Origin of the sequence: Pseudomonas sp. NFACC32-1 (assembly GCF_900101215.1) — a bacterium.
Lineage (GTDB): Bacteria > Pseudomonadota > Gammaproteobacteria > Pseudomonadales > Pseudomonadaceae > Aquipseudomonas.
Window position 1 is genome coordinate 1 of sequence record NZ_FMUL01000013.1, and the last position, 14,873, is coordinate 14,873.

Below are 14,873 nucleotides of genomic sequence, written 5' to 3' on the forward strand. Positions count from 1 at the left end.
GTTCATGAGAGATCCTCCGCCGAAAACGAGAAAAGCCCTGCAAGCGTAAACCTGCAGGGCTTCTCGGTCAGGCTGACCATCTCATTAAACCCGCTGAATCCGTCAGCGGGTTTTTCATTTCAACGGCCAGGGGGATCAGAAATCCTCCAGCCGCCACACTTCATACGCCGGTGTCTCGTAGGGGTGGCTCTGTTTCAGCGCCTCCACCACCGCGCGGATCAGCTCATCGGCCACGACAAGCTCCACCTTCCATTCCTCGACCTGCTCGACCTGTCCCGCCTCGCCGATGAACGGCTGGCTGCCGGCCAACGGACGGAACTGGCCAAGGCCCAGCACTTGCCAGGCGCAGTGGTCGTAATCGCCGATTCGCCCACCACCCGCGGCGAATACGGCGCTCTTGACCACATCTACATGGCTGGCCGGGACGAAGAAGCAGAGCTTGTACACGGCCTCAGTTCACCCAAACGCGGGCGTTGCGGAACATGCGCATCCACGGTGCGTCTTCGCTCCAGTCGTCCGAACGCCACGAGTTCTGCACGGCGCGGAACATACGCTCCGGGTGCGGCATCATGATCGTGACGCGGCCGTCGCGGCTGGTCAGGCCAGTGATCCCGCGTGGCGAACCGTTCGGGTTGGCCGGGTAGGTCTCGGTGACCTTGCCATGGTTGTCGACGAACCGCAGCGACACGCAACCGGACAGGTCGGCTTCGAGCAGCGCTTCCTCGCTTTCGAATTCCGCATGGCCTTCGCCGTGGGCGATGGCGATCGGCATGCGCGAACCGGCCATGCCCTGCAGGAAGATCGAGTTCGACTCCTGCACCTGGACCATGGCCACGCGGGCTTCGAACTGCTCGGAACGGTTGCGCACGAAGTGCGGCCAGAATTCACTGCCCGGGATCAGCTCGTGCAGGTTGGAAATCATCTGGCAACCGTTGCACACACCGAGGGTGAAGCTGTCGTTACGCTCGAAGAAGCCCTGGAAGGCATCGCGGGCGCGGCTGTTGAACAGCGCCGACTTGGCCCAGCCTTCACCGGCACCCAGCACGTCGCCGTAGGAGAAACCGCCACAGGCGACCAGGCCCTTGAAGTCGTTCAGGTCGACACGACCGGCCAGGATGTCGCTCATGTGCACGTCGATCGCGTTGAAGCCGGCGCGATCGAATGCCGCCGCCATTTCCACCTGGCCGTTGACGCCCTGCTCGCGCAGCACCGCCACTTGCGGGCGAATGCCTTTCTTGATGTAAGGCGCGGCCACGTCTTCGTTGACGTCGTAGCTGAGCTTGGCGCTCAGGCCAGGGTTGTCTTCTTCCAGCAGCACGTCGAATTCCTGGTCGGCGCACTCGGCGTTGTCCCGCAGACGCTGGATCTGGTAGCTGGTCTCTGCCCACTGACGCTGCAACAGGCGGCGCTGGCCTTCGAAGACCGTATCGCCGTTGAAGGTGATGTTGATGTGGGCGTTGTTGATCGGCTGGCCGATCACCGAGACGCACTCGGCCAGGCCCGCTGCGCTGAACTGGGCGAGGATGTCCGGAGTGGCGTCCTGGCGCACCTGGATCACCGCGCCCAGTTCTTCGTTGAAGAGGATGGCCGGGATCTCGGCGGCGGTTTCGGCGACGCTGTCGAGGGTCAGGCTCAGGCCGCAATGGCCGGCGAAGGCCATTTCCACCACGGTGGTCAGCAGACCGCCGTCGGAACGGTCGTGATAGGCCAGCAGGTGGCCGTCGGCATTGAGGCCCTGGATCACGGCGAAGAACGCCTTCAGGTCTTCGGCGTCATCGACGTCCGGTGCCTGCTTGCCGAGCTTGCCATGCACCTGGGCGAGAATCGAGGCGCCCATGCGGTTCTGGCCACGGCCCAGGTCGATGAGGATCAGGTCGGTGGTGCCCTTGTCCATGCGCAACTGAGGGGTCAGGGTCTTGCGGATGTCGGTCACCGGGGCGAAGCCGGTCACGATCAGCGACAGCGGCGACGTCACGCTCTTATCCACGCCGTCTTCGTTCCAGCGCGTGGCCATGGACATGGAGTCCTTGCCCACCGGGATGGTGATACCCAGTTCGGGGCACAGCTCCATGCCGACGGCCTTGACGGTGTCGTACAAGCGGGCATCTTCACCCGGATGGCCGGCCGCGGACATCCAGTTGGCCGACAGCTTGATGTCGGAGATCTTGCCGATGCGCGACGCCGCCAGGTTGGTCAGGGTCTCGCCGATCGCCATGCGGCCCGACGCCGGGGCATCCAGCAGCGCCAGCGGCGTACGCTCGCCCATGGCCATCGCTTCACCGGTGTAGACGTCGAAGCTGGTGGCGGTCACGGCAACGTCGGCCACCGGCACCTGCCATGGACCGACCATCTGGTCACGGGCCACGAGGCCGGTGATGGTGCGGTCGCCGATGGTGATCAGGAAGCTCTTGCTCGCCACGGCCGGGTGATGCAGGACACGCTCGATGGAATCGGCGATGTCCAGGGTCGAAGGGTCGAAATCGTCGCCCAGCTCGTTTTCGCGCACGGCCGAACGGTGCATGCGCGGCGCCTTGCCCAGCAGGACTTCCAGTGGCATGTCCACCGGGCTGTTGCCGAAGTGGCTGTCGGTGACGGTCAGCTGCGGCTCGGCGGTGGCTTCGCCGACCACGGCGAACGGGCAACGCTCGCGTTCGCAGATGGCCTTGAAGCGCTCGAAGTCGGCCGGGCCCACCGCCAGGACGTAGCGTTCCTGGGACTCGTTGCTCCAGATTTCGTGCGGGGCCATGCCCGGCTCGTCATTCGGGATATTGCGCAGTTCGAAGCGACCGCCGCGGCCGCCGTCGTTGACCAGCTCCGGGAAGGCGTTGGACAGGCCACCGGCGCCGACGTCGTGGATGAAGCTGATGGGGTTGTGCTCGCCCAACTGCCAGCAACGGTCGATGACCTCCTGGCAACGGCGTTCCATTTCCGGGTTTTCCCGCTGGACCGAAGCGAAGTCCAGGTCGGCCGAGCTGGTGCCGGTGGCCATGGAGGACGCAGCGCCGCCGCCCAGGCCGATCAGCATGGCCGGGCCGCCGAGGACGATCAGCTTGGAGCCGACCACGATCTCGCCTTTCTGCACGTGTTCGGCGCGGATGTTGCCCATGCCGCCGGCGAGCATGATCGGCTTGTGGTAGCCGCGCACCTCTTCGCCACGCGGGGTGGTGATGGACTGCTCGAACGTGCGGAAGTAGCCGGTCAGGGCCGGACGGCCGAATTCGTTGTTGAACGCGGCGCCGCCCAGCGGGCCTTCGATCATGATGTCCAGGGCGTTGACGATGCGTTCAGGCTTGCCGTACGGCTTTTCCCAAGGCTGTTCGAAGCCGGGGATCTGCAGGTTCGACACGGTGAAGCCGGTCAGGCCGGCCTTGGGCTTGGCGCCACGGCCGGTGGCGCCTTCGTCGCGGATCTCGCCGCCGGAACCGGTGGACGCGCCCGGGAACGGGGCAATCGCGGTCGGGTGGTTGTGAGTCTCGACTTTCATCAGGATGTGCACCGGCTCCTGGACCGCACCGTACTGGCGGGTCTCGGGATTCGGGAAGAACCGGCCGGCGACATTGCCGACGATCACGGCGGCGTTGTCCTTATAGGCCGACAGTACGCCTTCGTTGTGCATCTGATAGGTGTTCTTGATCATGCCGAACAGGCTTTTGTCCTGGCTCTGGCCGTCGATGTCCCAACTGGCGTTGAAGATCTTGTGGCGGCAGTGCTCGGAGTTGGCCTGGGCGAACATCATCAGTTCGATGTCGTGGGGATTGCGCTTCAAGCCCTGGAAAGCGTTGACCAGGTAGTCGATCTCGTCCTCGGCCAGGGCCAGGCCCAGTTCGGCGTTGGCTTTTTCCAGTGCGGCACGCCCCCCGCCCAGCACGTCGATGGCGGTCAGGGGCTTGGGTTCGGCGTGGCTGAACAGGCCGGCAGCCTGCTCCAGGTCGCCCAGCACCACCTGGGTCATGCGATCGTGCAGGCCGTCGGCGATCAGTTGGGCCTCGGCCTCGCTGAACTCACCGGCGACATAGAAGGCAATGCCACGTTCCAGGCGCTGGATTTTCGACAGGCCGCAGTTGCGGGCGATGTCGCTGGCCTTGCTCGACCAGGGCGAAATGGTGCCGAAACGCGGCAGGACCAGGAACAGACGACCGGTCGGCTCCTGGACGGGAACGCTGGGACCGTACTTCAGAAGGCGCGCGAGCACCTGCTGTTCGTCGCCGGTCAAACCGCCGGTGACTTCGGCGAAGTGAGCGAATTCAGCATACAAGCCACTGACAGCCGGAACCTTCTGGCTCAGTTGCTCAAGGAGTTTGCTGTGGCGAAAGGCAGAAAGGGCAGGAGCGCCGCGCAGGATCAACATCTTCGGGACAGCCTCGGGAAGGGGTGTGCTTTGAGGCCGTGCATTCTAGCCTAAACCGCCGCTGACGGCACCCGAAACGGCATGTCCGATACAGCCCGAATATCGGTCTTTGCCTTTACGGTGCCATCAGCCACGGGTTCCCGGGGTCCCACGGGATATATTTTTCAACGTTCCGATCCCCGGCGCACGCCGGCCGGCCGGTGTTGCGGACATGTTTTGCAATCGCTAGCAGACTGGCCTGTCACTGTCGAGATATGGCGGTAAGGGCCGTTTGCGTATACTGCGCAGATGTTTTCCCCAACGGCTTTGCGTCCGCGATATGCCAGATGGCTGATCGCAACCGGACTCTTCCTGGTGCTCAGTGGCTGTGTTGAGAAACCCAACACACTTGAGCGCGTAAAGGAGGATGGCGTGCTGCGGGTGGTTACCCGAAACAGCCCTGCCACCTACTTCCAGGATCGCAACGGTGAAACCGGCTTCGAATACGAGCTGGTGAAGCGCTTCGCCGACGATTTGGGGGTGGAGCTGAAGATCGAGACCGCCGACAACCTCGATGACCTGTTCAGCCAGATCGGCAAGCCCAATGGCCCGGTCCTGGCCGCCGCCGGCCTGGTCAGCAGCGACCAGCGCAAGAAACAGGTGCGGTTTTCCCATTCCTACCTGGAAGTCACCCCCCAGGTCATCTATCGCAACGGCCAGTCACGCCCCACCGACGCGGCGGCCCTGGCGGGCAAGAAGATCATGGTGCTCAAGGGCAGCACCCACGCCGAACAGCTGGCACAGCTGAAACAGCAGTACCCGGGCATCGAATACGAAGAGTCCGACGCGGTCGAGGTGGTCGACCTGCTGCGCATGGTCGACGAAGGCCAGATCGACCTGACCCTGGTGGACTCCAACGAAGTGGCCATGAACCAGGTGTACTTCCCCAACGTCCGCGTGGCCTTCGACCTGGGCGACGCCCGCAGCCAGAGCTGGGCGGTGGCCCCCGGCGAAGACAACAGCCTGCTCAACGAGATCAACGGCTACCTCGACAAGGTGCAGAAGAACGGCACCCTGCAGCGCCTGAAGGATCGCTATTACGGCCACGTCGATGTCCTGGGCTACATGGGCGCCACCACGTTCGCCCAGCACCTGCAGCAGCGGTTGCCCAAATACGAACAGCACTTCAAGACCTACGCCAAGAAGGAAAAGATCGACTGGCGCCTGCTGGCCGCGATCGGCTACCAGGAATCGCTCTGGCAACCGGCGGTCACCTCCAAGACCGGCGTGCGCGGCCTGATGATGCTGACCCAGAACACCGCCCAGGCCATGGGCGTGTCCAACCGCCTGGATCCGAAGCAGAGCATCATGGGGGGCGCCAAGTACCTGGCCTACATGAAGGAACAGCTGGACGAGAGCATCCAGGAACCGGACCGCACCTGGTTCGCCCTCGCCGCCTATAACGTGGGCAGCGGTCACCTGGACGATGCCCGCAAGCTGGCGGCCAAGGAAGGTTTGAACCCGAACAAATGGCTGGACGTGAAGAAGATCCTCCCACGCCTGTCCCAGAAACAGTGGTACAGCAAGACCCGCTACGGCTACGCCCGGGGCGGCGAGCCAGTGCATTTCGTAGCGAACATCCGTCGCTACTACGACATCCTGACCTGGGTCACGCAGCCGCAGCTGGAAGGCAACCAGGTGGCCGAGGGCAACCTGCACGTACCGGGCGTCGACAAGAGCAAGCCGAACCAGGAAAGCCCGCAGCTTTAGTGAAGTCGCCACAATCTCTGTGGGAGCGAGCTTGCTCGCTCCCACAGAGATTGTGGCTGGCTCAGGACTTGGCGGCAGCCAGGATCAGCGCTTTCATTTCCGATACAGCCGATTTGAACCCGACAAACAACGCATGGGCCACCAGCGCATGGCCGATGTTCAGTTCGTTGATGCCCTTGATGGCCGCCACGGCCTCGACGTTATGGTAGTGCAGGCCATGGCCGGCGTTGACGATCAGGCCCTGGGCCAGGCCGAAGGTGACGCCATCGGCCACCCGCTGCAGTTCATCGGCCACATCGCCGGGGGTTTCGGCATCGGCATAACGACCGGTATGCAATTCGATGGCAGGCGCGCCGACCCGCCTGGACGCTTCGATCTGGCGCTCGTCGGCGTCGATGAACAGCGACACCTCGGCCCCGGTCTTCGACAGCCGCTCCACGGCGGCCTTGATCCGCGCTTGCTGTCCCGCCACATCCAGGCCACCCTCGGTGGTCAACTCCTGGCGCGTCTCCGGAACCAGGCAGATGTGCGCCGGACGGATGCGCTCGGCGAACGCCATCATTTCCTCGGTCACGCCCATTTCGAAGTTCATGCGGGTCTGCAGCACATCCTTGAGCAGCAGCACATCACGTTCCTGGATATGGCGCCGGTCCTCGCGCAAATGCACGGTGATGCCGTCAGCCCCCGCCTCCTCGGCGTCCAGCGCGGCCTTGACCGGATCCGGGTAACGGGTACCGCGGGCCTGGCGCAGGGTAGCAACATGGTCGATGTTCACGCCGAGAAGAATGCGATTGCTGGTGCTCACGAAAAGCGCTCCTGAATGGACAGATATTCGGCCCACAGCATACGGGTTGATCAGGGCTTGCGAAACAGCTCGCGACTGACCAGGGGCCGACCGCCCAGATGAACAGCCAGGGCCTGGCGCATCAGGCGCTTGGCTGCAGCCAAGGCACCCGGCGCGCTCCAGTCAGCCTCCGCCATGGCCAGGAGCTCGGCCCCGTTGAACAACCCGGGCTGCAACAGATGGACCTGCTCCAGGCCTGCGTCCACCTGCAGGCGATACAGGCCGTCGGCAATGATGGGCGCACCATGCAGATCGGTATCCAGGGCGAAACCGTAGCCCAGGTCATCCAGCAGGCGCCACTCGAACGAACGCAGCAAAGGCTCCAGTGGACGACCTTCGGCCAGGGCCAGCAGGGTTGCGGTGTAGTGATCGAACACCGCCGGATGGGGGTCTTCGGGAGGCAGCAGGCGAATCAGCAGCTCATTGAGGTACAGGCCGCTGAACAGCGCTTCGCCATTGAGCCAGGCCGCGACCCCGTTGCTTTCCATGCGGCCGACATTCTTCAGCTCGCCCCGACCGCGAAATTCGACTTCCAGCGGCACGAAAGGCCGCGCCAGCGTCCCGGCCTTGCCCCGCGCCCCACGCAACACCGCCCGCAGCCGCCCTTGCGGCGTGAGGAAGTCCACCAGGGCACTGCTTTCGCGATAGGCGCGGCTGTGGAGGACGTAGGCGGATTGAGCGATGGGTTGGGTTGGGGACATGGAAATCAGAGTTCTCGATAGACAAACAGCGTTTTTCTACAACCCCAAACCAATGTGGGAGCGGGCTTGCTCGCGATAGCGCTCTGTCAGTCAACATCCATGTTGAAGATCAGGCCCTCATCGCGAGCAAGCTCGCTCCCACAATGGCTCTTGGTACATCCAGTCAGCTGATCAGAGGTCGCCGTAACCCAAAGAACGCAGCGCCCGCTCATCGTCGGACCAGCCGCCTTTCACCTTGACCCACAGGTTGAGCATGATCTTGGAGTCGAACAGCAGTTCCATGTCCTTGCGCGCCTCGGTGCCGATGCGCTTGATGCGCTCACCCTTGTCGCCAATGATGATTTTCTTCTGGCCGTCACGTTCGACGAGAATCAGCGCATGGATGTGCAGGGTCTTGCCCTGTTGCTTGAACTCTTCGATTTCCACGGTGATCTGGTAGGGCAGCTCAGCGCCCATCTGGCGCATGATCTTCTCGCGCACCAGCTCCGCGGCGAGGAAACGGCTGCTGCGGTCGGTGATCTGGTCTTCAGGGAAGAAATGATCGTTTTCCGGCAGGTGCTCGGCAATCACCCGCTCCAGCGCATCGAGGTTGTGCCCGTGCTGGGCGGAGATCGGAATGATCTGTGCGTTGGGCAGCTGTTCCTGCAACCAGAACAGGTGCGGCATCAGCTCGGCCTTGTCTTCGATGCGGTCGGTCTTGTTCAGCGCCACGATCAGGGGGCCGGTCACGTACTGGACACGCTCGAGCACCATCTGGTCTTCTTCGGTCCACTTGGTGCGGTCGACCACGAAGATCACCACGTCGACATCTTTCAGCGCCGCCGAGGCGGTCTTGTTCATGTAGCGGTTCAGGGCCTTTTCGCCGCCCTTGTGCATGCCGGGGGTGTCGACGTAGATCGCCTGCACGTCGCCTTCGGTCTTGATGCCCAGCATGTTGTGACGGGTGGTCTGGGGCTTGCGCGAGGTGATCGCCAGCTTCTGGCCCAGGATGTGGTTCAGCAATGTGGACTTGCCCACGTTCGGCCGGCCGACGATGGCGACATAGCCGCAACGGGTAACGGTTGTATCAGTCATTGCCATTCTCCACGCCCAGGGCGATCAGTGCTGCGGCGGCCGCTACCTGCTCGGCAATACGGCGGCTCACGCCCTGGCCCCGGCTTTTTTCATTCAGTAGGACGACTTCGCACTCGACGAAGAAGGTCCGGCAATGCGGCTCGCCCTGGATATCCACGACTTCGTAGCGTGGCAGTTCACAACTGCGCGATTGCAGGAACTCCTGCAAGCGGGTCTTGGGATCCTTGTTGGTGTCCACCAGCGTCAGGCTGTCGATTTCCGAGGTCAGCCAGGCCAGCACACGCTCCCGGGCCTTTTCCATGCCCGAATCCAGGTAGATCGCACCGATCAGGGCTTCCAGGGCGTCGGCCAGGATCGACTCGCGCCGGAAACCACCGCTTTTCAGTTCACCGGAACCCAGACGCAGGTATTCGCCCAGGTCGAAACCGCGGGCCAGTACGGCCAGGGTCTCACCTTTTACCAACCGTGCGCGCAAACGCGATAACTGGCCTTCGCGGGCCAGGGGAAAACGCTCGAACAGCGCCTCGCCGGCCACGAAGTTGAGAATGGCATCGCCGAGGAATTCCAGGCGTTCGTTATTGCGCCCGGCAAAACTGCGGTGAGTGAGCGCCAGGAGCATCAGCTCCTGGTCCTTGAAGGTGTAGCCGAGCTGGCGCTCGAGGCGGCTTAGAGAAACGCTCACGGTTTACCCACGCTGAGTTCGTGGCTGGATTCCACCGCCACGACGGCAAGGCACCGCGGGCTTGGGACAAATAACGCTGTGTTCAAAAATGACGTCCTGACTATCGTTGGCGCCTTGTGCAGGCTCCAGAAATGCATTCGGCGCTGTGTTCAACAGCGCCGTGTGTGTTTACTTGATCAGCCCGACCCGCGAGAAATTCGGCAGGTGACTGAGTTTGGGTTCCGGCCAGCTCATCCAGACCGCGAAGGCCTTGCCGACGATATTCCGGTCGGGAACCATGCCCAGCATGTCCCGGGGAATGTTCGGGTCATCCCAGTAGCGACTGTCGTTGGAGTTGTCGCGGTTGTCGCCCATCATGAAATAGTGCCCGGCCGGCACGGTCCACGAATGGTCCGGCGTGGCACGGTAGCGGCTCATTTCCTTGCGGATCAGGTGTTCGGCCTCGCCGAGCTTTTCCTGATACAGCTCGGCGCTGCCCAGCGTGCCAGGCTCGGAGCCGATCAACTGCTCGGCCACCAGTTCGCCATTGACGTAGAGTCGCTTGTCGGCCGTGTAGCGGATCCTGTCGCCCGGCAGGCCAACCACCCGCTTGATGTAGTTGACGTTCGGGTCGCTCGGAAAGCGAAACACCATGACGTCGCCGCGTTGCGGGTCACCCACCTCGATGACCTTCCTGTCGATCACCGGCAGGCGGATTCCGTAGGAGAACTTGTTCACCAGGATGAAGTCGCCCACGTCCAGGGTCGGCTTCATCGAACCCGATGGGATCTGGAAAGGCTCCACCAGGAACGAGCGCAGCACCAGCACGATGAACAGCACCGGGAAGAACGACTTGCCGTATTCCACCAGCAGGGGTTCCTTGCCGAGCTTTTCGACCATCACACCATCAGGCTGGCTGACGCTGCCCTGATAGGAGGCGATGGCGGCCCGGCGCCGGGGCGCCAGGAACAACAGATCGAGCAACGCCAACAGGCCGCAGACGAATACGGCGATAACCAGCAACAGCGGGAAATTTAGCGACATAGGACCTAACTATCCAACCTGAGCACCGCAAGGAAGGCTTCCTGTGGAATCTCCACATTACCGACCTGCTTCATGCGTTTTTTACCGGCCTTCTGCTTTTCCAACAGCTTGCGCTTACGGCTCACGTCGCCGCCGTAGCATTTGGCCAATACGTTCTTTCTGAGCGCCTTGACGGTTGTACGCGCCACAATCTGCCCGCCAATGGCGGCCTGGATTGCCACGTCGAACATCTGCCGCGGAATCAGATCCTTCATCTTCTCGGTCAACGCACGACCTTTGTAGTGCGCGTTGTCACGGTGCACGATCAATGCCAGGGCATCCACCTTGTCGCCGTTGATCAGCACATCCAGCTTCACCAGATTAGCCGATTGGTAACGATCGAAATGATAGTCCAGAGAAGCATAGCCGCGACTGGTGGATTTCAGGCGATCGAAGAAATCCAGCACCACTTCGTTCATGGGCAGATCGTAGGTCACTTGCACCTGGGTACCGAGGAACAGCATGTCGTGCTGCACGCCACGCTTCTCGATGCACAGGGTAATGACGTTGCCCAGGTGCTCCTGGGGCACAAGGATGTTGGCGCGCACGATCGGTTCGCGCATGTCCTCGATCGACGACAGGTCCGGCAGCTTGGAAGGGTTGTCGACGTAGATGGTTTCGCCGGTCTTGAGCAGCAGCTCGAAGATTACCGTTGGCGCCGTGGTGATCAGGTCCAGGTCGTATTCGCGCTCCAGGCGCTCCTGGATGATTTCCATGTGCAGCATGCCCAGGAACCCGCAGCGGAAGCCGAAGCCCAGGGCGTCGGAGCTTTCCGGGGTGTACTGTAGCGACGAATCGTTGAGGGTCAGCTTCTGCAGGGCTTCGCGGAAGTCCTCGAAGTCATCGGAACTGACCGGGAACAGGCCCGCATAGACCTGGGGCTGGATCCGCTTGAAGCCTGGCAGCACATCGACGTCGGGGGTGGAACTCAAGGTCAGGGTATCGCCTACCGGCGCCCCGTGGATGTCCTTGATGCCGGCGATGATGAAGCCCACTTCACCGGCCTTGAGGTCGGTGGTGGCGGTGTGTTTCGGATTGAAGACGCCGACACTGTCCACCAGGTGGACCTTGCCGGTGGACTTGACCAGGATCTTGTCGCCCTTTTTCACGCGGCCATGGCGCACGCGAACCAGGGAGACCACGCCCAGGTAGTTGTCGAACCAGGAGTCGATGATCAACGCTTGCAGCGGATCCTCGATATTGCCGGTGGGCGCGGGAATGGTGCTCACCAGGCGCTCGAGCACCTCGTCCACCCCCAGGCCGGTCTTGGCGCTGCAGGTGACCGCGTCGGTGGCGTCGATCCCGATGATCTTCTCGATCTCTTCCTTGACGCGCTCCGGTTCGGCCTGGGGCAGGTCGATCTTGTTCAGGACCGGCATGACCTCCAGGCCCTGCTCGATGGCGGTGTAGCAGTTGGCGACCGACTGGGCCTCGACGCCCTGGCCGGCATCGACCACCAGCAACGCACCTTCACAGGCCGCCAGCGAGCGGCTGACTTCGTAGGTGAAGTCGACATGGCCCGGGGTGTCGATGAAGTTCAGCTGGTAGGTAATGCCGTCTTTGGCCTTGTAATAGAGGGTGACGCTGTGGGCCTTGATGGTAATCCCGCGCTCACGCTCCAGGTCCATGGAGTCCAGGACCTGGGCTTCCATTTCGCGTTCGGTCAGGCCGCCGCACATCTGGATGAAACGATCAGCCAGCGTCGACTTGCCATGGTCAATGTGGGCGATGATGGAGAAATTGCGGATATGACTCAAATCACTCACGGATCAACACTCAAAAAGGCTGCAGGCAAGGCCCGCCGAAAAATAGCCGGGAATTGTACCTGATACGGACGCCATTGTGGCGAGGGGATTTATCCCCTCGCCACAAGCCTGCTCGTCACAGGAATCGGGGTCAACCGGCCCGGCGCAGCAGCCAGAGCCCGGCCAGGGCACAGACACCGGCCGGCACCAGCACCGCGAGCAGCGGCGGGAAGCCGAACACCAGGCTCGATGGCCCCAGCAGGTCCTGGGCGATACGGAAGGTGAAGCCCACCAGCACACCGGTAAACACCCGCTGGCCGAGGGTCACCGAACGCAGCGGGCCGAAGATGAACGAGATCGCCATCAGGACCAGGGCAGCGGTGACCAGCGGTTGCAGCACCTTGACCCAAAATGCCAGCCAGTAACGGCCGTTGTTCAGGCCCTGGTCGGCCAGGTAGTGGATATACCCCCACAGGCCGGTGATCGACAGGGAGTCCGGGGCCATGACCACGGTGCTCAGCAATTGCGGGCTCAATGCCACATCCCAGCGTTCCTGAGGAGCCGCGACCACTTCGGTGCGCTTGTCATGGAACACGGTGGTGGTGACGTCGCTCAGCTGCCAGTGATCCTCGACGAAGGTGGCGCGCTTGGCGAAGCTCGACGACAGCATGTGCCGCTGGTCGTCGAAGCGATAACGGGTCACACCGTACAGGACGCCGTTTGGCTGGACCGAGTTGATGTGGATGAACTCGTCGCCCTGGCGATGCCAGAGGCCGTGCTTGGCGCTTTGCGCATCACCGCCGCCCTGGGCCAGGGAGCGATTGGCCTGGGCGGTGTTCTCGGTGGCCGGGGCGATGTATTCGCCGATCAGCACCCCCACCAGCATCAATACCAGCATGGGCTTCATGACCGCCCAGACGATCCGACCGATGGACACGCCAGCGGCACGCATGATCGTCAGCTCGCTGTTGCTGGCCAGGCTGCCCAGGCCGATCAGGCAGCCGATCAGCGCGGCCATCGGCAGCATGTCGTACAGGCGTCGTGGCGCGGTGAGCAGCACGTAGCTGGCCACGTCCATCAAGGTGTAGGTGTCGCTGACGTCGCCCATCTCGTCGACGAACGCGAACAGGGTCGCCAGGCCGAGGATGATCCCCAGCACCGCGAGGATCGCCATGAACACGCTGCTACCGATGTAGCGGTCGAGCTTAACCATGGGCCACCTCCCGCGCGCTGCGGCGACTGGCCAGTTTCAGGCGCAGCGGCTCCCAGTAGAGCAGCCCCAGGCCGATGGCCAGGAAGATCCCATGCACCCACCACAACCCCAGCAGCGGCGGGATCTTGCCTTTTTCCAGGGCGCCGCGGGCGGAAATCAGGATGGTCAGGTAAGCCATATACAAAAGAATCGCCGGCAGCAGCTTGAGGAAACGGCCCTGGCGCGGATTGACCCGAGCCAGCGGGACCGCCATGAGGGTCACGATAAACACCAGCAACGGCAGCGACAGGCGCCATTGCAGCTCGGTGCGGGCGCGGATGTCATTGTTGCCCAGCAGGCTGGAGGTCGGCATCGCGTCACGGTCAGTGACCTCTTCGCTGACCTCCGGCTTGGGTAGCAGCACGCCATAGGTGTCGTACTTGATGGCCCGGTAATCGGCCTGTCCAGGCTTGCCGTCATAGCGGTAGCCGTTCTCCAGGATCAGGTAGCGGTTGCCGTCGGGGTTGATCTGCTGGCGCCCCTTCTCGGCCACCAGCACGGAGATGCCGCGGTCCTTCTTGCTGTCCGAGGACAGGTTCTTTTGCGTGATGAACACCCCGCCCAGGTCCACCCGGTCATCCGAAAGCTGCTCGGTGTAGGTGACACGGGTACCGTCGCGCAAGGCCTGGAAGCGTCCCGGCACCAGGGTATCGAACTCGGTCAGGGCATCCTGCTGGTTGATCAGCAGCTGGAACTGATTGGCCCCCTGGGGCGCCAGGCTCAGGCTCAGCCAGGCCACCAGCAGCGCCACCAGCGCAGCCGGAAACAGGGTGATACGAAACAGTCGCTGCTGGCTCATGCCGGTGGCCGACAACACGGTCATCTCGCTGTCCAGGTACAGGCGACCGTAGGCCAGCAGAATGCCGAGGAAAAGCCCCAACGGCAGGATCAGCTGCAGGAAGCCGGGCAGGCGGAACCCCATGATCAAAAACAGCGAGCCCGGATCCAGGGCACCGGAGGCCGCCTGGGCCAGATATTTGATGAAGCGCCCGCTCATGATGATGACCAGCAGCACGGCGCTGACAGCGCTCAGGGTCAGCAGGACTTCGCGGGACAGGTAACGAAAGACGATCAAACCAGACACTCCAGGGTTGTCAGGCTAGGTTTTGCAGGAAAACGCCTGCGTGGCGATTTTCGTACAAACCCTAAGGCGGCCAAACAAGCAAACGTATCGAGCCGACCCGCCAAGACGAGCCGCCGAAAAAAGAGCCGCATTATCCTGTGATTGAGGGCGCCTGTCACTTCGCACGCTTTAAGCCGGCGACTAAAGCCACAAGTTAGCGCTACGGATGGCTTGTCAGCCTCGGGCGCCGAGGTTCAAACTGCGGCCTTTGTCGCCGGCAGACACCGGCGCTTCCTCTATATAGAAGAAGCACGCTCAGCGCGCCATTGCAGGCGCCTGGCATCTTGACCATT

11 protein-coding genes are annotated in these 14,873 nt (G+C 62.7%); 1 reads left to right on the forward strand and 10 read right to left on the reverse strand.

Annotation, left to right across the window (positions count from 1 at the left end; all coding sequences use genetic code 11):
• Nucleotides 1-135 precede the first annotated feature (135 nt).
• Nucleotides 136-447 (reverse strand): YqfO family protein, encoded by a 312-nt coding sequence (gene cutA, locus BLP99_RS19055; protein WP_072397203.1) that lies wholly within the window; start codon nt 445-447, stop codon nt 136-138.
• Between the two features lie 4 nt (nt 448-451).
• Nucleotides 452-4,348: a phosphoribosylformylglycinamidine synthase gene (purL, locus tag BLP99_RS19060; protein WP_072459370.1), complete on the reverse strand. Its 3,897-nt coding sequence runs from the start codon at nt 4,346-4,348 to the stop codon at nt 452-454.
• A 288-nt stretch (nt 4,349-4,636) separates the two neighbouring features.
• On the opposite strand from purL, the gene mltF reads away from it, so the two are divergent.
• Nucleotides 4,637-6,097 carry a membrane-bound lytic murein transglycosylase MltF gene (gene mltF, locus BLP99_RS19065; protein WP_072397199.1) on the forward strand — a complete coding sequence of 487 codons (1,461 nt, stop codon included), beginning with the start codon at nt 4,637-4,639 and terminating at the stop codon, nt 6,095-6,097.
• Between the two features lie 61 nt (nt 6,098-6,158).
• Here mltF and pdxJ read toward each other — a convergent pair whose 3' ends face one another.
• The 8 genes from pdxJ to lptF form a co-directional block, all read right to left on the reverse strand.
• Entirely contained in the window at nt 6,159-6,902 is a 744-nt protein-coding gene (gene pdxJ, locus BLP99_RS19070) for a pyridoxine 5'-phosphate synthase (RefSeq protein ID WP_072397187.1), read from the reverse strand.
• A 50-nt stretch (nt 6,903-6,952) separates the two neighbouring features.
• Entirely contained in the window at nt 6,953-7,642 is a 690-nt protein-coding gene (gene recO, locus BLP99_RS19075) for a DNA repair protein RecO (RefSeq protein WP_072397176.1), read from the reverse strand.
• Nucleotides 7,643-7,813: 171 nt separating this feature from the next.
• Complete coding sequence (gene era / locus BLP99_RS19080) at nt 7,814-8,716, reverse strand: GTPase Era (protein WP_092181426.1); 903 nt, start codon at nt 8,714-8,716, stop codon at nt 7,814-7,816.
• Nucleotides 8,709-9,398, reverse strand: coding sequence for a ribonuclease III (gene rnc, locus BLP99_RS19085; protein WP_072397174.1), 690 nt, complete (start codon nt 9,396-9,398; stop codon nt 8,709-8,711). Before rnc ends, era begins: the two co-directional genes overlap by 8 nt.
• 168 nt (nt 9,399-9,566) lie before the next feature.
• On the reverse strand, nt 9,567-10,421 hold the full coding sequence (lepB, locus tag BLP99_RS19090; protein WP_092181428.1) for a signal peptidase I: 855 nt from the start codon (nt 10,419-10,421) through the stop codon (nt 9,567-9,569).
• A gap of 5 nt (nt 10,422-10,426) precedes the next feature.
• Complete coding sequence (lepA, locus tag BLP99_RS19095; protein WP_072397170.1) at nt 10,427-12,226, reverse strand: translation elongation factor 4; 1,800 nt, start codon at nt 12,224-12,226, stop codon at nt 10,427-10,429.
• Nucleotides 12,227-12,356: 130 nt separating this feature from the next.
• On the reverse strand, nt 12,357-13,418 hold the full coding sequence (lptG, locus tag BLP99_RS19100) for an LPS export ABC transporter permease LptG (RefSeq protein ID WP_072397168.1): 1,062 nt from the start codon (nt 13,416-13,418) through the stop codon (nt 12,357-12,359).
• Complete coding sequence (lptF, locus tag BLP99_RS19105; RefSeq protein WP_072397166.1) at nt 13,411-14,532, reverse strand: LPS export ABC transporter permease LptF; 1,122 nt, start codon at nt 14,530-14,532, stop codon at nt 13,411-13,413. The genes lptG and lptF overlap by 8 nt, the downstream gene beginning before the upstream one ends.
• Between the last annotated feature and the right edge of the window lie 341 nt (nt 14,533-14,873).

What these genes read in the sequence shown, in the direction of transcription:
- lptG (WP_072397168.1), bottom strand. Translation starts at nt 13,418, where the DNA reads ATGGTTAAGCTCGACCGCTACATCGGTAGCAGCGTGTTCATGGCGATC.
- recO (WP_072397176.1), bottom strand. Translation starts at nt 7,642, where the DNA reads ATGTCCCCAACCCAACCCATCGCTCAATCCGCCTACGTCCTCCACAGC.
- lepB (WP_092181428.1), bottom strand. Translation starts at nt 10,421, where the DNA reads ATGTCGCTAAATTTCCCGCTGTTGCTGGTTATCGCCGTATTCGTCTGC.
- era (WP_092181426.1), bottom strand. Translation starts at nt 8,716, where the DNA reads ATGACTGATACAACCGTTACCCGTTGCGGCTATGTCGCCATCGTCGGC.
- mltF (WP_072397199.1), top strand. Translation starts at nt 4,637, where the DNA reads ATGTTTTCCCCAACGGCTTTGCGTCCGCGATATGCCAGATGGCTGATC.
- purL (WP_072459370.1), bottom strand. Translation starts at nt 4,348, where the DNA reads ATGTTGATCCTGCGCGGCGCTCCTGCCCTTTCTGCCTTTCGCCACAGC.